The sequence below is a fragment of the Microbacterium sp. No. 7 genome (genome assembly GCF_001314225.1).
In the GTDB taxonomy this organism is placed as follows: domain Bacteria; phylum Actinomycetota; class Actinomycetes; order Actinomycetales; family Microbacteriaceae; genus Microbacterium.
On sequence record NZ_CP012697.1, the window covers coordinates 1,099,278 to 1,119,299 of the forward strand.

Sequence of the window (20,022 nt, forward strand, 5' to 3'; positions counted from 1 at the left end):
CAGCCCCTCCGTCGTCCGTGCCTCGGAGGCACGGGGATCAGCTCCGCCGGAGCAGGGCCCATCCCTCGGCGCCCTCGTCGAAGCCGGGCGCGTAGCGCACCCCGAGCACGCCCTCGGCCTCGATCGCCGCAGCCAGCGGAGCGAGGCTCGCCCTCGCCTGGAGCCACGCGTCGATGAGCGCGTCCTCGCCGGCGTAGTCGAAGCGATCCCCCATGTCGACGGAGTCGTCGGCCGGCGGGTTGTGCAGCAGCCAGCGGGCCGTCTCCGCGAGCGCCTGCTCGACGGGCACGGCATCGCGATAACCGAGCCGGTGGATCGCCTTGTCCATCGGGAACAGCCGGTGATGCGTGTCGTTCATGCTGAGCAGCGGGCGCGAGACGTGCGAGAGATCGGCGGGCATGTCGATGAACTCGAACTCGTGGTCGAGCGCCTCTCCGACGATCGTCGCCCACTGGCGCAGAGTGGGCGTCCATTCGTCGCACACGTTGTAGACGCCGTGATTCGCGTTGTCGGGCTGGTCGACGGCGCACAGCAGCGCCTCGGCCGCGTTGCCCGAGTACGCGATGGTGAGGAGCGTGGCGCCGCCGTCGGGCAGGATCAGGCGCTTGCGGCCGTCGAGCACGCGACGCACGAGAAGCCATTCCCGCGCCATGAGCTGCCGGGGCCCGTAGATGACGGGGAAGCGGAAGTGGAAGGCCTCGGGATGCGCGGCGAAGACCGCGTCCTCGCTGCGCACGATGTGCTGGATCTTCCTGTTGCCCTCGGTGGCCGAGGAGCGCTCGCCGGACTCGCGGCCGGGGACCTTGAGCCCGCCGGTGGGCTGGCCCCCGGGGTCGCCGAAGCCCTTGTGCGCGGGGAAGCCGCCCACGCTGACGAACCGCCCGACCCGGCCCTTGAGGAGCGGGGCGAGGTCGCGCAGCCGGCCGTACATCACGACGGCGACGTCGAACTCGCGGTCGCCGAGCGCTTCGAGCACGCGCTCGCGATCGAAGGGGTCGGTGTGGATGTGCTCGATGTCCGCGGGATTGGACGGCTCCTCGTGCCGGCCGGTGTGCATCATCGACACGCGGTATCCGCGCTCCACCAGGCCCCGGATGACGTGAGGGCCGCTGGGGCCGGTCCCTCCGACCACCAGAGCGGTGCGTTGTATGTCCGTCGTCCGATCGTTGCGGGACACGTGGGGACTCCTTCGTCGTAGGGATGAGGAACGGCCTATTTGTTATACTAAATAATAGACGGTTCGTGTCGATCCGCCGACGAACACGAGGTGAGGACTGCAATGACGCACTCAAGACTGAATCTGCTGAACGAGCCCGGAAAGCTGCTCATCGACGGCCAATGGGTGCCGGCCGCATCGGGCGAGGTCTTCGACGTCTACGACCCCGGCAAGGGCACCGTGCTGGGCCAGGCCGCCCTCGGCGCCCCCGAAGACGTGGATGCCGCGGTGCAGGCCGCGCGCCGGGCGTTCGACGAGCGTCGCTGGTACGGCCTCGCCAACACGACCCGCCGCGACGTGCTGTGGCGGGTGGGCACGCTGATCGAGGAGAACCTCGACGAGCTCGCAGAGCTGGAGAGCCTGAACCAGGGCGGGCCCGTCCCCGAGATCCGCGCCTTCGTGGGGCAGGTCGCGGCGCAGTTCAAGTACATCGCCGGCATCGCCGACAAGATCCACGGCCGCACGATCGACATCGGGCCCGACGCGGGCAGGCTCGCGGCGTACACCGTCAAGGAGCCGGTCGGCGCGGTCGGTCTCATCGTCCCCTGGAACGCGCCGCTGCTGGCCGCCGCCCAGAAGGTGGCCCCGGCCCTGGCCGCCGGATGCACGCTCGTGCTCAAGCCCTCGGAGGAGACGCCGCTCACCACGCTCCTGCTCGGCGAGATCCTGCAGGAGGCCGGGGTGCCGGACGGCGTCGTGAACATCGTCACCGGCTACGGCGTGCCCGTCGGGTCGTCGATCTCGAGCCACCCCGACCTCGACATGGTCGGGTTCACGGGGTCGTCCGAGGTGGGCCGCCTGCTCGTGGAGGCCTCCGCGAAGTCGAACCTGAAGAAGCTGCAGCTCGAGCTCGGCGGCAAGTCGCCGCAGGTCGTGCTGGACAGCGCGAACCTCGACGAGGCCATTCCCGCGCTCGCGAAGGCGGGCTTCCGCAACGCCGGTCAGATCTGCAGCGCCGGCACCCGGCTCTTCGTGCAGCGGTCGGTCTACGACCGGGTCGTCAGCGGCATCGCCGACATCGCGAACGGCATCCACGTGGGCTATCGCACCGATCCGGTGGCCGAGATCGGCCCGCTCATCTCGCAGAAGCAGCTCACGCGCGTGACGGGATACGTCGAGAGCGGCATCCGGAGCGGCGGCGAGATCGTCGCGGGCGGTCAGCGCCTCGGCGACGAGGGCTACTTCTTCGCCCCGACGGTGATCACGGGGATCAAGAACTCCGACCCGATGATGCAGGAGGAGATCTTCGGGCCCGTGCTCGGGATCGTGCCCTTCGACGACGTGGAAGAGGGCATCGCCCTGGCCAACGACACCGAGTACGGGCTGGCGGCCACGGTCTGGACCCGCGACATCGGCCTCGGCAGCCGCGTGGCGCGCCGGCTGCGCGCCGGATCGGTCGGCATCAACGTGCACCGCGGCGGTGGCGTGATGGTGCCGTCCGGCGGGTACAAGCTCTCCGGCTGGGGCCGCGAGAACGGCGTCGAGGCGGTCGAGGACTACCTGGAGACCAAGGCGATCGTCACGATGCTGGATCGATAGCCGCTGCGCGCACCCCGAGGCGGGATCACGCGCGGGTTCGGAGCGTCTCCGACGGGGACACTCCGAACCGCGCGCGATACTGCGCGGCGAAGCGCCCGAGGTGATAGAAGTGCCAGCGCACCGCGATCTCGCTGACCGTGCCCGCGCGCAGGACGAGGTCGCGGTGCGCGCGGTCGAGCCGCACGCCGCGCAGGTACTCGGTCGGCGAGACGCCCATCTCGCGGCGGAAGCCCACCTGCAGCGCACGCACGCTCATGCCCGTCGCGGCCGACAGGTCGGCGAGGGCGATGTCGTCGCCCGCGTGCTCGTCGAGGTAGGCGACGGCGTCCTTGACCCGCTCCCGCGCCGTGCGGCCGGCCGGGGCCTCCAGCAGGCCCGAGAGCCGGTTGGGCACGGTCATGAGCACCTGGGTCATGAGGGACGACTCGAACTCGTGCAGGGCGACGGGGATGCTCGCGATGCCGTCCTCGCGTGACAGCTCGGCGTGCAGGAAGCGCGTCATCGACAGCACGGTCTGGCCGCGCGGGCTGCTCAGATCGAAGGTGAGGTCGAAGCCGATGTCGCCGTCGACGGGCGCACCGACCAGCCGGGCGGCGTGCGCCTCGAGCCGCGCCTTCGACAGGCTCAGGTGATACTGCTCCGACTCCGCGGTCCAGTGCAGCAGGAGCGGCGCGTGCGGGCTGAAGGCGGCGCCCCGGCTCGCCCCCGAGAAGCTGCGGCGCACGCCGCCCTGCGACACGACGCTGTCGCCGCGCACGGGGAAGTTCAGGTGATAGCGGCGCTCCATCGGCGCGGCCATGATCGTCACCGCGGTGCCGTAGGACATCACGCCGGTGGCGAGCGTGTCGGTCGCCGCGACGTTGAGGTGGAAGTCGAGGGCGTGCGAGTCGCTCAGCTGCACCTCGTGCGGAACGAACGCCTCGGTGGCGCGCACGTGCGCCGTGTCCCGGTCGGACGTGTGGTTCTCCAGCCGCGTGACGGTCTCGAAGATCCCTCGCACGATGATCACCTCCGCGGCGGTCGACACCGACTGCCAAGCCTGATAATGCACAAAATAGCATGCCTGTCCCTGCGCGCACAGGGGGCTGCGCGAATCGGACGGAGACGTGCGTTTACCGGATGTCGCGGGCCCGTGCGCCCTGCCTACTCTCATTCCGGCACCGTGCAGAGGCGGGGCCGTCACAGGTCATCAGGAGTGCGAGGAGGCACCGGATGAAGGGGAGCTTCGAGGTCGCGACACCCCAGCAGGTGGAGCGCCGAGCAGTGGAGGGCACGTGTCCCGCGTGCGGAGCGGAGGCGCTGGCCGCCTACCCGGTCTGCACCGAGGGCGGCTGGTTCGACGTGGTCAAGTGCCAGGAGTGCCTGCACTCCGTGTCGCGCGAGCGCGGACCGCTGCTCGGACCGATCGTCCTGCTCATCGATGTCATGAAGGGAGGCTCCGCATGATCGGGGTCGATGTGGGAGGCACGTTCACCGACGTCGTCGCGCTGCGCGACGGCAGGATCGAGACGGCCAAGGTCTCCACCAACTACGCCGACGTCGCCGAGAGCGTCATCGAGGGCGCGCGCGCCCTCGACCCGCGTCGGTCGACGGCGTTCAACCACGCGTCGACGCACGGCCTCAACGCCGTCATCACGCGCAACCTGCCCAAGATCGGGTTCCTCACCACCGAGGGCCACCGCGACATCCTCGACATGGGCCGTGTCTGGCGGCCCGCGACCGCCATGCTCGACCCGCACTGGCGTCGCAGCTTCGGAGACGCCGCGCGCCCGCTCGTGCCGCGCTATCTGCGGCGCGGCATCCGCGAGCGCATCATGGCGTCGGGCGAGGTGCTCATCGAGCTCGACGAGGCCCAGGCCCGTGCCGAGCTGGAGGTGCTGAAGCGCGTCGGCGTCGAGGGGGTCGCGATCTGCCTGCTGCACGGCTACCACCAGCCGGCGCACGAGCTGCGCCTGCGCGAGCTCGTCACCGAGGTGCTCGGCGACGTGCCGTGCTCGGTGTCGAGCGAGGTGTCACCGCTCGCGAAGGAGTACGCGCGCGCCTCGACGACCGTCATCGACGTGTGCATGAAGATCATCTACCGCGACTACACGAAGCGCCTCGACGACGGCCTGCGCGGTGCCGGCTTCGAAGGCCAGCTCAACTTCGCCGACTGCGCCGCGACGCTCGTTCCCGTCGAGCGGGCGATGGAGGCGCCGTACCGCGTGGTGTTCTCGGGGCCCTCGGCCGGCACCGTGGCATCCGCGCACTTCGGCGAGATCATCGGCGAGAGCAAGCTGCTGTGCGCCGACGTGGGCGGCACCTCGTGCGACATCAGCGTGGTGACCGACGGCCAGCCCTTCGTCAAGACCACGTTCGAGCTGGAGCACGATCTCATCGTCAACGCCCTCGCCACCGACATCACGGCGATCGGCGCGGGCGGCGGCAGCATCGTGAGCATCGGCAAGTCGGGGGAGGTCCTCGTCGGCCCCGGCAGCGCCGGATCGACCCCCGGACCCGCGTGCTACGGCAACGGCGGCACGCAGCCCACCACGACCGACACGTTCATCATGATCGGCATCATCGACGGCGACGACTTCGCGGGCGGTCAGTTCACCCTCGACCGCGAGCTCGCCAAGCAGGCCTTCGAGGGACTCGACAGCGACTTCTCGCTCGCGCAGCGCGTGCGGTACGCCTTCCAGGTGGCCGTCGAGAACATCGCCGAGGGCCTGTTCAGCGTCGCGATCAAGGACGGCGTCGACCCGCGCGACTACAGCCTCATCGCCTACGGCGCCGCGGGCCCCATGCTGCTGCCCGCCGCGCTGGAGACCATCAAGTGCAAGGAGGTCATCGTCCCTCCGCACCCGGGCCTGTTCTCGGCGCTCGGCCTGCTCTCGGCCGACCGCGTCTACGCCGCGAGCCGCAGCGTCTACACGGTGCTCTCGCCCGACGCGGCCGGCACGATCGACGGCGTCTTCGCCGAGCTGGAGCGCGAGCTGCGTGAGCAGATCCCGGAGGGCGCGAACGTGACCTTCCAGCGCACCTTCGACGGTCACCTCGTGGGGCAGAGCTGGGACACGCCGTTCGTCGACGTCCCGCCGGGCACGATCGACGCGGATGCCGTGGGCGCGATGATCGCGTCGTTCCACGACACGTACTTCCAGCGCGCCGGCAACCGCTTCGACGCCTACCCCGTGCAGGGCGTGACGTTCCGCCTGCAGGCGGTGCTGGAGACCGAGAAGGTCGACTACCCGCTGCTCGAGACGCGCGAGGCCGCGGGCGTGCCGCTGCGGCCGCTCAAGGCGACCACGCTGCGCTACCTCGGCGACATCGAGGACGTCGGCGACGTCGCGGCCCTCGTCTACCGTCGCGACGACCTGCGCGCGGGCGACGAGATCGTCGGCCCCGCGATCGTGCGCGAAGAGCTGTCCACCACTTTCGTGCCCGCCGACTACCGGCTCATCGTCGGTGCGCACGCCGAACTGATCATCCGCAAGCACGGAGGTGCATGATGACCGACGACCGACCGATCCCGGCCGATCTCGCTCCCGAGAGCGTGCGCGCCCTCTCTGAGCAGGAGTTCCACCAGACCTACCGGGCCGACCGCTTCACGTCGGTCGTCGTGCTCAACCGGCTGCGCTACGCCGTCGAGCACATGGCGACGGCGTTCATGCGGCAGGCGTTCTCGCCGATCATCCGGGACTGGTACGACTTCGTCTGCACGATCAGCGGCGGGCCCGAGCTCGACTACCCGATGGTGGCCACGAGCAACGGCCTCACGCCGTTCCTCGGCACGATGGCCGACGCGCCCCGCAACGCGATCATCGAGTACGGCGTCGACAGGCTGCAGCCCGGTGACGTGCTCATCACCAACGACCCGTACCGGGGCGGCCGTCACGTCAACGACGTGCTGTTCACCCGTCCGGTGTTCCACGACGGCAGGATCGTCGCCTTCGTCAACCTCGTCGCGCACCAGGCCGACATGGGCGGCACGGTGCCGGGCGGCTTCACCGCGACGAAGCAGAACGTCTACGAGAACGGCCTCGTCATCCCGCCGATGCTGCTGTGGGAGAGGGATCAGCCGGTGCACGCCGTGTTCAGCCTGATCTTCGACAACACGCGCTGGGGCGGCATGCTGCTGCCCGACTTCATGGCGACCTTCGAGCAGCTCAAGCTGGGCGAGCGGCTCATCCACGAGGACATCGAGCGCTACGGCATCGACGCGGTCGTGGGCACGATGCGCTACTCCGTCGACGTCTCGGCCGAGCGCATGCGCGAGGCGATCCGCTCGATCCCCGACGGCGACTACCCCGGCTCGTCGCTCTTCGACGCCGACGGTCTCGACGGGGGTCGCGAGTACCGCCTGCACGTGAACATCCGCAAGCGCGGCGATCACATCGAGGCCGACCTGTCGGGCACCTCGGAGCAGGCGCGCGGCAGCATCAACGCCGGCGCGCTCGACGCGAAGACCGCGGTGGGCGTCGCCCTGACGATGCTGCTCGACCCGCACACGCCGTTCACCTCGGGCACGTGGCGCAACATCGACGTCGCGGTGCCGCGGCGCACGATCGTGTCGGCCGAGCCGCCCGACGGGCCGACGATGATGTACTGGGAGAGCTCGGGCGCGCTCATCGGCGCCGTCTTCGACGCCCTCAACCCCGTGCTGGGGGAGAAGGCGGCCGGCGGCGACTACGGCTCGGTCAACCTGCACAACGCGTTCGGCGTGAACGGCGAGGGCCAGTTCTGGTCGAGCGCCACGCAGTGCGGCGGCGAGCACGGGCCCTGGGGCGCGACGCGCGTCGGCGACGGCGACAGCTACACGGTCATGTACAACCTCAACAACATCGACCCGGCGACCGAGACGATCGAGAACGACTCGCCGGTCGTGCTGCTGCGCAAGGAGCACGCGATCGACATGGGCGGTCCGGGCACGTTCCGCGGGGGTGCCGCGCACCTGCGCGACAGCCTGTGGCTCTACGACGCCAACCAGATCCTCAACCCGTTCCGCTACAAGGAGCCCTCGGGCGTCGCCGCGCACGGGGGCCGGCCGGGGCCCAACGGGGGCATGTGGTTCTTCCCGCCGCAGGAGAAGGTGCAGCGCGACAGCCTCGTGGGCTTCTCCGACGAGGAGTACGCGAGCAGCGAGGTGATCGCGGGCGTCGTCGACACCGCGACCAAGCTCCTCGACCCCGACGGCGAGTACCACCACTTCGCCTCGAAGCCCGTGTGGCCGACGAGGGCGGGCACCGTTCTGCGCGTCATCACCAACGGCGGCGGCGGATGGGGCGACCCGTTCGCCCGCGACCCGCAGCACGTGCTCGCCGACGTGCGCGACGAGTACGTGAGCATCGAGGGCGCCGCGCGGGACTACGGCGTCGTCGTGGTCGGAGATCCGCACTTCGACCCCGAGGGCCTCCGCGTCGACGAGGAGGCGACCGCCGCCCTGCGCGCCGGTCGCTGAGGCCACCGGGCGATGGCACGCTCCGCAGAGAGGCGAGGATGACGATGGGACAGCTGGAGAACAAGGTCGCGATCGTCACGGGCGGCGGATCGGGGATCGGGCGGGCCTCGGCCCTCCGGTTCGCCGCCGAGGGGGCGTGCGTCGTCGTGGCCGACCTCGACGCGGCCGCGGCCGACGCCGTGGCCGCCGAGATCGAGGCGCAGGGGGGACGGGCGCGCGCCGTGCGCGCCGACGTGTCCGACCTCGACCAGGTGAGGGGGATGATCGAGGCCGCCGTCGAGGCGTACGGCGGCCTCGACATCCTCTTCAACAACGCCGGGTTCCCGTGCGCGGGGGCCATCGAGGCGACGGAGGACGCCGACTACGAGCGCGGCATGGACATCAACGTGAAGGGCGCCTTCTTCGCGGCCAAGTACGCCATCCCGCATCTGCAGGAGCGCGGCGGCGGCAGCATCCTGTTCACCTCGTCGACGGCCGGGGTCGTCGCGTCGGTGAGCAGCCCCCTGTACGGGGCCGCGAAGACGGCGCTCGTGGGTCTCGTGCGCTCCCTCGGCGCCCGATACGCCGCGGAGGGCATCCGCGTCAACGCGATCGCCCCGGGGCCCACCTCGACGCCCATGATCGCCGGGTTCGCCTCGCGGCCGGGCCAGGAGGTCGAGACGGAGGCGTTCGCGGCGGCGGTCACGGGGATGACGCCCATGCGGCGGTTCGCGGAGCCGGCGGAGCTCGCCGCCGCGGCGCTGTTCCTCGTCTCCGACGAGGCGTCGTTCATCACGGGCGTCACGCTGCCAGTCGACGGCGGCATGACCGCCGTCTGAATCCGGGGGACTGGCCGGACGGCGACGGTCAAAGCTGATTGGCTGTTAGGTATTCGGTGTATCGTGTGGCTATCGGTCGATGACGACCGGCCGCGAGACAGCGGGAGAAAGGGAGAGACATGGGACGTCTGGACGACAAGGTCGCGATCATCACGGGAGCGGGCGACGGCATGGGAGCCGCGGATGCGCGCCTGTTCGCCGCGGAGGGGGCGAAGGTCGTCGCGACCGACATCATCGCCGAGCGCGTGGAGGCGATCGCGGAGGAGCTGCGCGCACAGGGCTACGAGGCGATCGGGCTCAAGCTCGACGTGACGAGCGACGACGACTGGGCGAACGCGATCGCCGCGACGCTCGACAGCTACGGCCGCATCGACATCCTCGTCAACAACACGGGCCTTCCCGGCGAGATGACGAGCTGGGAGACGACGACGCTCGACGACGTCCGGAAGATGCTGGAGATCAACACGCTCAGCCAGTTCCGCGGCATCCAGTCGGTGCTTCCGTCGATGAAGGCGCAGGGTGGGGGATCGATCGTCAACATGTCGTCGATCGCCGGCATCGTCGCCCTGCCGGGGATCAACCCGTTCTACAGCCCCTCCAAGGGTGCCAACCGCCTGATGGCGAAGATGGCCGCGGCCGACCTCGCCGCGAGCGGCATCCGGGTCAACTCCGTCTACCCCGGGGTCATCGATGCCACGGAGCAGAACCGCGAGCTCATGGAGAACCCCGAGAGCATCGCGCCGTTCGTCAACGCGATCCCGATGGGCCGCGTCGGCCAGGCCGCCGAGGTCGCCAAGGCCGTGCTCTTCCTCGCCAGCGACGACGCGTCGTACATCACGGGCGCGGAGCTCGTCGTCGACGGCGGGTACACCAGCGTCTGACGTCGCACCGCCCGCCCGGGCCTTCCCGGGGCGGGCGAGGAAAGCCCCTCCACGGTGCCGGAGGGGCTTTCCGACGTCATCGCGGCGGCGATCCCGATGCCCGGATCCACACTCCGCCCATCCTCTATATTCTATTTCGTTCGTATATCCTGGACGTGAGGCACCGCGGTCGCCCGGCCGCGCCGACCGGCCCGATGGAGGACCCATGTCATCTGAAGCGCAATCGCCCACGCCGCCGCGAGCCGACGCCCCCCTCGCGGGACTGCGCGTGCTCGACCTCGGACAGGGCGTCGCGGGCCCCTACGCCGCGCAGCTGCTCGCCGACGCGGGCGCCGAGGTGGTCAAGGTCGAGCCGCCGCGCGGCGACTGGGCGCGCACCCTGGGCAACAAGGACGGCGCGACGGGCCTCGGCAGCACGTTCGTCGCCGTCAACCGCAACAAGCGCAGCCTCTGCCTCGACCTCACCAAGCCCGAGGCGCGCGAGGTCGTGCACCGGCTCGTCGACCGCAGCGACGTCGTCGTCGAGAGCTTCCGCCCCGGGGTCATGGACCGCCTGGGCCTCGGCTACGACGTGCTCTCGCAGAAGGACCCGCGGCTCATCTACTGCTCGGTGACGGGCTTCGGCGCGACGGGCCCGATGGCCGGCGCCCCCGCGAGCGACTCGATGATGCAGGCCTACGGCGGCCTCATGAGCATCGTGGGCGAGCCCGGCGGCGCGCCCATGCGCGTCGGCACGGTCGTCTCCGACATGCTCGCGGGCGCCAACGCGTTCTCCGGCGTGCTGCTGGCGCTGCTGCGCCGCGATCGCCAGGGCGTCGGCACGCGTGTCGAGGTCAGCCTGCTCGACTCGCTGCTCGCGTTCCAGAGCACGGGCATCGTTGACATGCTCGTGAGCGGAACCGTTCCGCAGGCGCCGGGCAACCGGCATCCGCTCATCGGCGCCTCGGGCGTCGCGCGCGGCAGCGACGGCTGGTTCACGATCGGCGTCTTCGATCACTACTGGCAGCCGTTCGTCGAGATCCTCGACGCCGATGCCCTGCGCGAGGAGCGGTTCGCGACCGGCGTCGACCGGCTGGCCCACCAGGCGGAGCTCTGGAAGGTGCTCGACGAGGTGTTCCCCACGCGACCCGTGGCGGAGTGGATCGACGCGCTGCGCGCCGCGGGCATCGTGTGCGGGCCGATCCAGGACTACGAGGCGCTCCTCAGGGATCCCCAGGTCGTGCACGCGGGCAGCGTGCGCCGGCTCGAGGGCGGGCTGCCGGCCGTCGACACGCCCTTCCGGCTCGATGGCGTCGGCGCGGCGCGGTTCGGGGACGCGCCGACGGTGGGGGAGCAGACGCGCGAGGTGCTGGCCGAGGAGGCGGGCGTCGACGGGAGCGAGATCGAGCGCTACCTGAGCGAGGGCATCGCGTTCGAGCCGTCGTCCTCGCGGTAGGCGGAGGGCGTCCTCGCGGATCTCAGCGGGCGTAGCGCTCCAGCAGCCGCTGACCGACGATCATACGCTGGATGTCGGCCGTTCCCTCGCCGATGAGGAGCATCGGCGCATCCCGGTAGATGCGCTCGATCTCGTACTCCTTCGCGTACCCGTACCCCCCGTGGATGCGCATGGCATCCTCGACGACCTCTTTGCAGTACTCGGCGGCGAGGTACTTGGCCATGCCCGACTCCATGTCGTTGCGCTGGCCCGAGTCCTTCTTGCGTGCCGCCGCGACGACGAGGCCGTGCGCGGCCTCGATCTTGGTGCCCATCTCGGCGAGACGGAACAGCACCGCCTGGTGCTGCGCGATCGGCTTGCCGAAGGCCGTGCGCTGCTGCGCGTAGTCGACCGCCAGCTCGAAGGCCCGCACCGAGACCCCCACGCCACGGGCGGCGACGTTCACCCGGCCCACCTCGACGCCGTCCATCATGTGGTAGAAGCCCTTGCCGGGCACGCCGCCGAGGATGTCGGAGGCGGGAAGGCGGTGGTCGTCGAAGAGGAGCTCGGTCGTGTCGACGCCCTTGTAGCCCATCTTGTCGATCTTGCCCGGGATCGTGATGCCGGGCTTGACCTCGCCGAAGCCAGGGGTCTTCTCGATGAGGAACGTCGTGAGGTTGCGATGCGGCTTGTCCTGGCCCTCGTCGGTCTTCACGAGGACGGCGACGAGGCTCGAGGATCCGCCGTTGGTCAGCCACATCTTCGCGCCCGTGATCGAGTACTCGTCGTCGCTGATCCTGGTCGCCTTCGTGCTGATCGCCGCGACGTCGCTGCCGAGGGCGGGCTCGGACATCGAGAACGCGCCGCGCAGCTCGCCGGTGGCCAGGCGCGGCAGGTAGCGTCGCTTCTGCTCGTCGGTGCCGTGCTGCATCACCATGTACGCGATGATGAAGTGCGTGTTGACGATGCCGGAGATGCTCATCCAGCCGCGGGAGAGCTCCTCCACGACCAGCGTGTAGGTCAGCAGCGATTCGCCGAGCCCTCCGAACTCCTCCGGGATCGTGAGGCCGAAGATGCCGAGGGACTTCAGCCCTTCGACGATCTGCGTCGGGTACTCGTCCTTCCGGTCGAGCTCGGCGGCGTTCGGGATGATCTGCTTGTCGACGAACTCGCGGACGGCGGCGAGGATCTCCTGCTGCACATCGGTGAGGCCTTCGGTCTGCGCGAGGCGCTGGTTCATGTGGTCTCCTGTTGATGCTTCGGGGTCGGGTTCCGCGCGACGTCAGGCGACGCGCTCGAAGATCGCGGTGAGACCCTGGCCGCCTCCGATGCACATGGTCTCGAGCCCGTAGCGGGCATCGCGACGCCGCATCTCGCGAGCGAGGGTCGAGAGGATGCGCACGCCGGTCGCGCCGACGGGGTGACCGAGGGAGATGCCGGAGCCGTGAACGTTCATGCGCGCGAAGTCGGATTCCACGAAGCCCCATTCGCGCGTGCAGGCGAGCACCTGGGCGGCGAACGCTTCGTTGAGCTCGATGAGGTCGATGTCGGCCAGCGTGAGGCCCGCGCGCTCGAGCGCGGCGGACGTCGAGGGCACGGGACCGATGCCCATCGTCTTCGGGGGCACGCCCGCGACGGCCCACGAGACGAGCCGGACGAGGGGACGGAGGCCGAGTCTCTCCGCCTCCGCCGCGGTCGCGACGATGCAGAGCGCGGCGCCGTCGTTCTGCCCGCTGGCGTTGCCGGCCGTGACCGTGGCATCCGGATCGGCCGCGTGCCGGATGGGACGCAGCCCGGCGAGGGTCTCCAGCGAGATGTCGGGCCGGGGGTGCTCGTCCTTGTCGACCACGGTCACCGCGCCCTTGCGCCCGGGTACCGAGATCGGCACGATCTCTTCCGCGAAGATGCCGTTCTCCTGCGCCGCGACCGCGCGGCGGTGCGATTCATAGGCGAGCCGGTCCTGCTCCTCGCGTGGGATCGAGTAGTCGGAGCGCAGGCATTCAGCGGTCTCGATCATGCCGCCGGGCACGGGGAAGTTCTCTCCGCCCGCCGTCACACGACCCCGGGCGAGGCTGTCGTGCAGGGGAAGCGCGAGTCCCGTCACGCCCCACCGCATGTCGGTGGAGTAGAACGCCGCGTTGCTCATGCTCTCGGCGCCGCCCGCGATGATGAGATCGCTCGCACCCGCGCTGATCTGCATCGCCGCGTTGAGCACGGCCTGCAGGCCCGATCCGCAGCGGCGGTCGATCTGGTAGCCCGGCGTCTCGATCGGCAGCCCCGCGTCGAGCGCGACGACCCGGCCCAGCGCCGGCGTGTCCATGGTCGGGTAGCAGTTGCCCAGGATGACGTCATCGACGTCCTCGGCCGCGATGCCGGTGCGACGCACGAGCTCGGCGAGCACCTGTGACCCCAGCTGCTGCACGCGAAGATCCTTGAACTGCCCGCCGAAGCGGCCCACGGGGCTGCGCAGCGGTTCGCAGATGACGATGTTCTCCATGACTACCTCGGTTTCGTTGGGGTCCGGTGCCGGCACGCAGCCGGGATCAGGTGGGGGTCTCGACGGATGCCCAGAAACCACGCTGCTTCAGCACCTCCACGGCGTGCTCGCCGCCGTGCCAGGTGTGCTGGGCCATCGCGTGGTCCGCCCGTTCCTTGTCTCTGTCTCTGATGGCCTCGAAGATCTCGCGATGCTCGCGGTTCGCCGTCTCGCGCCAGTGCGGCGCGAACTCGTAGAAGTTGGCGGGCAGGCTCGACGTGAGGTAGCGCAGGATCGCGCGGAGCCGGCCCGATCCGCCGACCTGGCTGACCAGCCGGTGGAACTGCCGGTTCAGCTCCTGCAGCTCCGCCATGTCGTGGCTGGCATCCATCTGATCGCATATCGATTCCAGCCTCGCGAGCTGCTCGGGGGTGATGCGGTCCACGGCGCGCGAGGCGGCAAGGCCGGAGGCGAGTCCGTAGACCTCGAAGGAGTCGAGGATGTCTTCGGGCGAGGTGAGGCCGACGAAGGCGCCGCGGTGCGCGACGTTGACGATGAGCCCCTCCGACTCCAGCTGGATGAGCGCCTCTCGCACGGGGAGCTTGCTGATGCCCAGGGCGTCGGAGACCGCGTCCTGGTCGATCCGGCTGCCGGGCGGGAGCGCGCCCGAGAGGATCTGGCTGCGGAGATGGGCGGCGGCTTCTGCCTTGTAGGTGCGGCGGGGGCGGCGCTCGTCGCCGTCGGATGCGGCGGTGCGGCTCATGGGTCTCCTTTGCACGGTTGCGGATCTCGCAAGGTCACGCGCACGTGTCTCCGTGGGAGGTCGGGACGGTGACCTCATCACTGGGCAATAAGATATCATTTATCAAAAATCTGATCTGCGGCCATCATCGTCGATCGGACACCTGCAGCGTGGCGGAATCTGAAGCGAGGAATGCATCGTGGTCTCGAAACGGGTGCTCGAGGGTGTGCGGGGACTGAGATCGGTCGTCGGTGAGGAGCTCGGCGTCAGCGACTGGCTGCTGGTCGACCAGGAGATGATCGGTTCCTTCGCACGCACGACGGGTGATGAGCAATGGATCCACACGGACGTCGAGCGGGCCGCGGCAGGGCCGTTCGGCTCCACCGTGGCCCACGGGTTCCTCATGCTGTCGTTGATCCCCGTGCTCGCGAACAGCGTCTACGAGGTGACGGGCTTCTCCGCGCGCGTCAACTACGGCGTCGACAAGGTGCGATACCCGCGGCCGCTGCTCTCCGGCGAGCGGGTGCGCGATCGCGTGACGGTTCTGAGCGTCGACGAGCTCCCGGCGGGCGTCAGGGTCGCCTTCCAGCATCGTGTCGAGGTGGAGGACGGTGAGCGGCCGGTCTGCTTCGCCCAGACTCTCACGTTGTTCACGCCGTGAGCTCGGACGCCGGGGCGGGGCCCCACCGGCGCAGCCGCGGCGTTCGACCCCGATCAGGCCCACTTCCCCGCTGAGCAGGAGGTCGCGACCCCGCTCGCCGTCACCCGGATGCGACGATGGCCCCTCCCGTCCGGGAGGGGCCATCGTGCGGAGGGGCTCAGCCCTGGCGCTTCTTGGCGGCGCGCACCAGGCTGCCGCCGATGATGAGGCGCTGGATCTCGCTCGTGCCTTCGTACAGGCGCAGCAGGCGGATGTCGCGGTAGATGCGCTCGACGACGACGTCGCGCATGTAGCCGGTGCCGCCGTGGATCTGCACGGCGAGGTCGGCGACGCGTCCGGCCATCTCGGTGCAGTACAGCTTCGCGACCGACGGGCCCACGCGGGTGTCCTCGCCGCTGACGTACTTGGGTGCGGCGTCGCGCACGATCGCGCGGCCCGTCGAGACGCCGACCTGCATGTCGGCGAGGTGGGCCTGCACCAGCTGGAAGTCGCCGATCGCGGTGCCGCCCTGCGTCGCCGAGGCGGCGTAGGCGACCGACTCGTCGAGCGCGCGCTGCGCCTGGCCGACCGCGAGGGCGGCGATGTGCACGCGGCCGCGGGCGAGCGAGGTCATCGCGGCCGTGTAGCCGACGTCCTCCGAGCCGCCGACGAGGGCCGAGGCGGGCACGCGCACGTCCTCGAAGAAGACCTCGGCGGTCGCCGCGCCCTCCTGGCCCATCTTGCGGTCCTTCGGGCCCACGGTGACGCCGGGGGTGCCGGCGGGGACCAGGAAGACGGCGATGCCCTCGCCGTTCTCGTCCTTCGGGCGCGTGCGCGCGAACGTCACGAAGAGGTCGGCCGACGGCGCGTTCGTGATGAAGCGCTTCTGGCCCGAGATGACCCAGTCGTCGCCGTCGCGGACGGCCTTGGTGCGCAGGCCCGCGGGGTTCGACCCGGCACCCGGCTCGGTGAGCGCGAACGAGGCGACGACCTCGCCCGAGGCGATGCGCTCCAGCCAGGTCTCCTTCTGCTCGTCGGTGCCGAACTTCACGAGCACCTGGCCCGCGATGCCGTTGTTGGTGCCGAACATCGAGCGCAGGGCGAGCGACGTGTAGCCGAACTCGAACGCCAGCTCGACGTCCTGCGTCAGGTCGAGGCCCAGGCCGCCCCACTCCTGCGGGATCGCATACCCGAAGAGGCCCATCTCGGCGGCCGCGGTGCGGATGTCCTCCGGGATGGCGTTGGTGTCCATGATCTCCTGCTCGCGCGGGATCACGCGCGTGCGGATGAACTGGCGGACCTGCGCCAGCACCTCGGAGAACTCGTCGGGGCTTACTTCAGACATGCTGCACCTTTCTTCGATATGTGCGCGGGGATGTGTGCGATCTCTCGCCGTCGCGGGGCGACGGGTCTGTCATCGCTCGTCGCGGGTCGCGACGCCGTTGAGGATGAGCGACACCATCGTCCGCACGGTCTGCTCCGTCGACGACCGTGCCGACTTGGGCCACTTGGGGATCTGCTCGGAGGTGTGCACCACGAACAGGTGGAGGACGAAGGGGTCGATGTCGTCGCGCACCTCGCCCGAGTCGACGGCGGCGCGCACGAGCTCGTCCCACAGCCGGGAGAACCTCTCCATCTCGGGGCGCAGACGCTCGCGGATCTCCTCGGGGAGCTGGCGGTAGCTGCGGTGGTGCGCCGTCGAGATCGCGCCGATCTCCAGCCGCACGAGGATGAACGCGTGCAGCGCGGCGGCCAGGCGCTCGCCGGGCGTCGCGGACGGATCGAGGGCATCGAGGGCGGTGCGCACGTCCGCGTGCGCGCGCGCGACGCCGCCGTTGAGCGTCTGCTCGACGAGCTGGTCCTTGGAGTCGACGTAGTAGTACAGGCTGCCGGCCTGCAGCCCCGCGGCGTGGGCGATCGCCGAGAGGCTCGCGTTCTCGTAGCCTTGCTCGGCGAGCACCTGTCCCGCGGCGGCGAAGATGCGGGCGCGGGTCGCGTCCGACTTCGAGCCGCCGCGGCGGCTCGCGGGCTTCTCGCTGGTCGTGGGGGTCACGGGGGCTCCTCTGCTTCTCACCGTGCTGCCGGTGTCCGTGCCCCTGAAGGATATCGCAATCTTGACGAAAATCGAACGTATTGTTAGATTAATTTCGCGCCGACGCCGGCGCAGCCGACCGCCTCGACGGCGCGGCCGACTGGAGGAGCCATGACGAGCACGGGACCCCTGAACGGACTGAGAGTCATCGAGGTCGGCGCGATCGGCCCGGGGCCGTGGTGCGCGATGATGCTGAGCGACATGGGCGCGGAGGTCATCCGCGTCGATCGCGCGGCCGAGGCGCGGGCGCACCGCGCCGACGGACCGCCGCCCATCGAGCTCGTCACCCGCCGCGGGCGCAAGTCGGTGGCGCTCGACCTCAAGAGGCCCGAGGGCGTCGAGGCCCTGCTGCGTCTGGTCGAGTCGGCCGACGCGCTCATCGAGGGCTTCCGCCCCGGCGTCGCGGAGCGCCTCGGCATCGGGCCCGACGCCTGCCTCGCGCGCAACCCGCGGCTCGTCTACGGCCGCATGACGGGCTGGGGCCAGGACGGCCCCCTCGCCCAGGTCCCCGGCCACGATCTCAACTACCTCGCGCTCACCGGCATCCTGTCGACGATCGGGCCCGCCGAGCGTCCCGTGCCGCCGCTCAACCTCGTCGGCGACTTCGGCGGCGGCGGCCTGCTGCTCGCGTTCGGCGTGCTGGCGGGCGTCCTCTCGGCCCGTGCGACGGGCGAGGGCCAGGTCATCGACGCCGCCATGACCGAGGGGGCGTCGCTGCTGGGCGGCCTGCTGCACGGCATGCACCAGATCGGCATGTGGAAGGACCAGCGGGAGGCGAACCGCCACGACGGCGGCTCGCCGCACTACAACGTCTACGAGACCGCGGACGGCGGGTTCGTCGCGGTGGCCGCGAACGAGCCCCAGTTCTACCGGGCGCTCGTCGAGGCCCTCGGCTGGTCGCTCGACGAGCTGCCGCCGCAGTACGACCAGGACGCGTGGCCGCAGATGCGCCAGCGGTTCGCCGCGGCGTTCAAGGAGCGCACGCGCGACGAGTGGGTCGCGCTCATGGCGGGCGTGGAGACGTGCTTCTCGCCCGTGCTGACACTCGCCGAGGCGCGCGAGCACGAGCACAACGTCGCGCGCGGCGCGTTCGTGCCGCACGACGGCATCGTCCAGCCGGCACCCGCCCCGCACTTCGCGCGCACGCCCGGCCGCATCCAGGGGCCCGCGGCCTTCCCGGGCGAGCACTCGGTCGACGTGCTCTCGCGCTGGGGCTTCACGGATGCCGAGATCGCGGCGCTGCAGGACGCCGGGGCGGTCGCGACCCTGCCGGAGGGCGTCGCCCGCGGCTGACTCCGCGACCTGTTGAAGCATCATATATTCCATAGTAATGTTTCCCTCGTTGCAGCGAAGCCCCGCTCGGCGAAGGGAAGACGATGAAGTTCACCTATGTGGTCCTGACCAATCCCACCTCCCCTGAGGTGGAGGACGAGTACAACCGCTGGTACGAGGAGCAGCACATCCCCGACGTGCTGCGCGTGCCGGGCGTGGAGAGCGCCCAGCGCTTCCGCCTCACCGAGCAGCAGCGCGGCGCGGGTCCCTACCCGTACAAGTACCTCGCCCTCTACAGCTGTGACGCGGCGGAGCCCGACGTCGTCACGAACGGCATCCAGGAGCGCTACAACACGCCCGACATGCCGATCAGCCCCGCGCTGCACGCGGACCGCTACGCGAACTACTTCGAGCCGATCACCGAGATCGTCTCCCGGAGCGAGTGATGCCGCGGATCGCCGACGGGAAGTACGTCGTCGTCGGTGCCGCCGGACTGCTCGGCACGCACCTCGGGCGGCAGCTGCTCGACGCCGGTGCGCGCGAGGTCGTCCTCATGGACAACCTCGCGCTCGGCGTCGCGTCGAACCTGCAGGACGTCCTGACCGACCCGCGCGCCCGCTTCGTGCGCGCGGACATGATGCGGCTCAACGAGCTGCACGACCCGTTCGAGGGCGCCGACGGCGTCTTCCTCGTCGCGGCCGTGCTGGGCGAGCCGATGCTCGCCAACCCCTGGATGGGCCTCGACGTCAACGTGCGCGGCACGCAGAACGTGCTGGAGGCGGCGCGCCAGGCGAAGGCGGCCAAGGTCGTCTTCAGCTCGTCGATCGGCATCTACGGCACGTTCGCGGGCGGTCCCGAGGAGGACGCGCCGTCGCACTGGCAGAAGCTCCCGCACTTCGTGCAGCTGTACGCGGGCTCGAAGATCATCGGCGAGGGGCTCTGCGCGTTCTACAAGGACGCCTACGGGCTCGACTACCTCGCGCTGCGCTACGGCCAGCTGTACGGCGACCCGGCGCACCGCCGCTCGCTCGCGGGATCCGACATGGCCAAGGCGTACGACAGCATCCGCGCCGGCACCGCGCCCGTCATCCAGGGCAACGGCGAGCAGGTGCAGGACTACGTCTACGCGTCCGACGTGGCTCGGGCGAACATCCTCGCGATGGAGAGCGAGGCGTCGGGCGAGGCGCTGAACATCGTCTCGGGCGTCGACACGACGACCAACCGCGTCGTCGAGATCATCACGGAGGCGTGCGGGTCCGACCTGGTCGCCGAGCACGCCATCGACCCGACGAAGGGGGAGCTGCCTCGTGTCCCGGCCATCGGCTTCACGGGCGAGAAGGCCAAGCGCCTCATCGGCTGGGAGGCGCAGGTCTCCGTCGAGGAGGGGCTGCGCCGCACGGTCGAGTGGTTCGACCGCGAGGACGCGCACTGACGCGGGCGCCCGCGCCGATGCGGGCCCCCGCTCATCGCGGCGGTCCGCATCACAGGGCTT

At 70.3% G+C, this 20,022-nt stretch carries 18 protein-coding genes; 11 read left to right on the top strand and 7 right to left on the bottom strand.

Annotation, left to right across the window (positions count from 1 at the left end; genetic code table 11):
* Positions 1–37 precede the first annotated feature (37 nt).
* Entirely contained in the window at positions 38–1,177 is a 1,140-nt protein-coding gene (locus AOA12_RS04860; protein WP_156366395.1) for an epimerase, read from the bottom strand.
* Positions 1,178–1,279: 102 nt separating this feature from the next.
* On the opposite strand from AOA12_RS04860, the gene AOA12_RS04865 reads away from it, so the two are divergent.
* On the top strand, positions 1,280–2,755 hold the full coding sequence (locus AOA12_RS04865) for an aldehyde dehydrogenase family protein (protein ID WP_054680888.1): 1,476 nt from the start codon (positions 1,280–1,282) through the stop codon (positions 2,753–2,755).
* 25 nt (positions 2,756–2,780) lie between these two features.
* On the opposite strand, the gene AOA12_RS04870 is transcribed toward AOA12_RS04865, so the two are convergent.
* The gene (locus AOA12_RS04870; RefSeq protein WP_197281055.1) at positions 2,781–3,782 is read right to left on the bottom strand and encodes an AraC family transcriptional regulator; all 1,002 of its coding nucleotides are present in this window, start codon (positions 3,780–3,782) and stop codon (positions 2,781–2,783) included.
* Between the two features lie 185 nt (positions 3,783–3,967).
* Between AOA12_RS04870 and AOA12_RS04875 the strand changes: the two genes are divergently transcribed.
* The 6 genes from AOA12_RS04875 (at position 3,968) to AOA12_RS04900 (ending at position 11,329) form a co-directional block, all read left to right on the top strand.
* On the top strand, positions 3,968–4,201 hold the full coding sequence (locus AOA12_RS04875; RefSeq protein WP_054680889.1) for a hypothetical protein: 234 nt from the start codon (positions 3,968–3,970) through the stop codon (positions 4,199–4,201).
* Entirely contained in the window at positions 4,198–6,246 is a 2,049-nt protein-coding gene (locus tag AOA12_RS04880) for a hydantoinase/oxoprolinase family protein (protein ID WP_054680891.1), read from the top strand. The genes AOA12_RS04875 and AOA12_RS04880 overlap by 4 nt, the downstream gene beginning before the upstream one ends.
* Positions 6,246–8,195, top strand: coding sequence for a hydantoinase B/oxoprolinase family protein (locus tag AOA12_RS04885; RefSeq protein ID WP_054680894.1), 1,950 nt, complete (start codon positions 6,246–6,248; stop codon positions 8,193–8,195). The genes AOA12_RS04880 and AOA12_RS04885 overlap by 1 nt, the downstream gene beginning before the upstream one ends.
* A gap of 44 nt (positions 8,196–8,239) precedes the next feature.
* Positions 8,240–9,013 carry an SDR family NAD(P)-dependent oxidoreductase gene (locus AOA12_RS04890; protein ID WP_054680896.1) on the top strand — a complete coding sequence of 258 codons (774 nt, stop codon included), beginning with the start codon at positions 8,240–8,242 and terminating at the stop codon, positions 9,011–9,013.
* A gap of 119 nt (positions 9,014–9,132) precedes the next feature.
* Positions 9,133–9,894, top strand: coding sequence for an SDR family NAD(P)-dependent oxidoreductase (locus tag AOA12_RS04895; RefSeq protein ID WP_054680898.1), 762 nt, complete (start codon positions 9,133–9,135; stop codon positions 9,892–9,894).
* A 205-nt stretch (positions 9,895–10,099) separates the two neighbouring features.
* Positions 10,100–11,329, top strand: coding sequence for a CaiB/BaiF CoA transferase family protein (locus AOA12_RS04900; RefSeq protein ID WP_054680900.1), 1,230 nt, complete (start codon positions 10,100–10,102; stop codon positions 11,327–11,329).
* A gap of 22 nt (positions 11,330–11,351) precedes the next feature.
* Here the strand turns inward: AOA12_RS04900 and AOA12_RS04905 are convergent, their stop codons facing one another.
* From AOA12_RS04905 to AOA12_RS04915, 3 genes are read right to left on the bottom strand one after another with little or no spacing between them, the layout of a single operon-like run.
* Entirely contained in the window at positions 11,352–12,548 is a 1,197-nt protein-coding gene (locus AOA12_RS04905; protein WP_054680902.1) for an acyl-CoA dehydrogenase family protein, read from the bottom strand.
* 42 nt (positions 12,549–12,590) lie between these two features.
* Positions 12,591–13,805, bottom strand: coding sequence for an acetyl-CoA C-acetyltransferase (locus tag AOA12_RS04910; protein ID WP_054680903.1), 1,215 nt, complete (start codon positions 13,803–13,805; stop codon positions 12,591–12,593).
* Positions 13,806–13,851: 46 nt separating this feature from the next.
* The gene (locus AOA12_RS04915; protein WP_054680906.1) at positions 13,852–14,547 is read right to left on the bottom strand and encodes a GntR family transcriptional regulator; all 696 of its coding nucleotides are present in this window, start codon (positions 14,545–14,547) and stop codon (positions 13,852–13,854) included.
* Between the two features lie 178 nt (positions 14,548–14,725).
* On the opposite strand from AOA12_RS04915, the gene AOA12_RS04920 reads away from it, so the two are divergent.
* A complete protein-coding gene (locus tag AOA12_RS04920) occupies positions 14,726–15,187 on the top strand; it encodes a MaoC family dehydratase (protein ID WP_231637184.1) in 462 nt (153 codons plus the stop codon).
* A gap of 157 nt (positions 15,188–15,344) precedes the next feature.
* Here the strand turns inward: AOA12_RS04920 and AOA12_RS04925 are convergent, their stop codons facing one another.
* Together AOA12_RS04925 and AOA12_RS04930 are read right to left on the bottom strand one after the other, a co-directional pair.
* The gene (locus tag AOA12_RS04925; RefSeq protein WP_054680908.1) at positions 15,345–16,511 is read right to left on the bottom strand and encodes an acyl-CoA dehydrogenase family protein; all 1,167 of its coding nucleotides are present in this window, start codon (positions 16,509–16,511) and stop codon (positions 15,345–15,347) included.
* A 69-nt stretch (positions 16,512–16,580) separates the two neighbouring features.
* A complete protein-coding gene (locus AOA12_RS04930; RefSeq protein WP_054680909.1) occupies positions 16,581–17,219 on the bottom strand; it encodes a TetR/AcrR family transcriptional regulator in 639 nt (212 codons plus the stop codon).
* A 150-nt stretch (positions 17,220–17,369) separates the two neighbouring features.
* On the opposite strand from AOA12_RS04930, the gene AOA12_RS04935 reads away from it, so the two are divergent.
* The 3 genes from AOA12_RS04935 to AOA12_RS04945 all read left to right on the top strand — a co-directional run bounded on the left by AOA12_RS04935 (position 17,370) and on the right by AOA12_RS04945 (position 19,962).
* A complete protein-coding gene (locus AOA12_RS04935) occupies positions 17,370–18,551 on the top strand; it encodes a CaiB/BaiF CoA transferase family protein (RefSeq protein ID WP_054680910.1) in 1,182 nt (393 codons plus the stop codon).
* 83 nt (positions 18,552–18,634) lie between these two features.
* Positions 18,635–18,976, top strand: a complete 342-nt coding sequence (locus tag AOA12_RS04940) for a DUF4286 family protein (RefSeq protein ID WP_054680911.1) — start codon at positions 18,635–18,637, stop codon at positions 18,974–18,976.
* Entirely contained in the window at positions 18,976–19,962 is a 987-nt protein-coding gene (locus AOA12_RS04945; RefSeq protein ID WP_054680912.1) for an NAD-dependent epimerase/dehydratase family protein, read from the top strand. The genes AOA12_RS04940 and AOA12_RS04945 overlap by 1 nt, the downstream gene beginning before the upstream one ends.
* Positions 19,963–20,022 lie beyond the last annotated feature (60 nt).

Coding starts and splice junctions, on each gene's coding strand:
- AOA12_RS04925 (WP_054680908.1), bottom strand. CDS start 16,511: ATGTCTGAAGTAAGCCCCGACGAGTTCTCCGAGGTGCTGGCGCAGGTC.
- AOA12_RS04935 (WP_054680910.1), top strand. CDS start 17,370: ATGACGAGCACGGGACCCCTGAACGGACTGAGAGTCATCGAGGTCGGC.
- AOA12_RS04890 (WP_054680896.1), top strand. CDS start 8,240: ATGGGACAGCTGGAGAACAAGGTCGCGATCGTCACGGGCGGCGGATCG.
- AOA12_RS04905 (WP_054680902.1), bottom strand. CDS start 12,548: ATGAACCAGCGCCTCGCGCAGACCGAAGGCCTCACCGATGTGCAGCAG.
- AOA12_RS04885 (WP_054680894.1), top strand. CDS start 6,246: ATGACCGACGACCGACCGATCCCGGCCGATCTCGCTCCCGAGAGCGTG.
- AOA12_RS04875 (WP_054680889.1), top strand. CDS start 3,968: ATGAAGGGGAGCTTCGAGGTCGCGACACCCCAGCAGGTGGAGCGCCGA.
- AOA12_RS04915 (WP_054680906.1), bottom strand. CDS start 14,547: ATGAGCCGCACCGCCGCATCCGACGGCGACGAGCGCCGCCCCCGCCGC.
- AOA12_RS04895 (WP_054680898.1), top strand. CDS start 9,133: ATGGGACGTCTGGACGACAAGGTCGCGATCATCACGGGAGCGGGCGAC.
- AOA12_RS04900 (WP_054680900.1), top strand. CDS start 10,100: ATGTCATCTGAAGCGCAATCGCCCACGCCGCCGCGAGCCGACGCCCCC.
- AOA12_RS04910 (WP_054680903.1), bottom strand. CDS start 13,805: ATGGAGAACATCGTCATCTGCGAACCGCTGCGCAGCCCCGTGGGCCGC.
- AOA12_RS04865 (WP_054680888.1), top strand. CDS start 1,280: ATGACGCACTCAAGACTGAATCTGCTGAACGAGCCCGGAAAGCTGCTC.
- AOA12_RS04945 (WP_054680912.1), top strand. CDS start 18,976: ATGCCGCGGATCGCCGACGGGAAGTACGTCGTCGTCGGTGCCGCCGGA.
- AOA12_RS04940 (WP_054680911.1), top strand. CDS start 18,635: ATGAAGTTCACCTATGTGGTCCTGACCAATCCCACCTCCCCTGAGGTG.
- AOA12_RS04880 (WP_054680891.1), top strand. CDS start 4,198: ATGATCGGGGTCGATGTGGGAGGCACGTTCACCGACGTCGTCGCGCTG.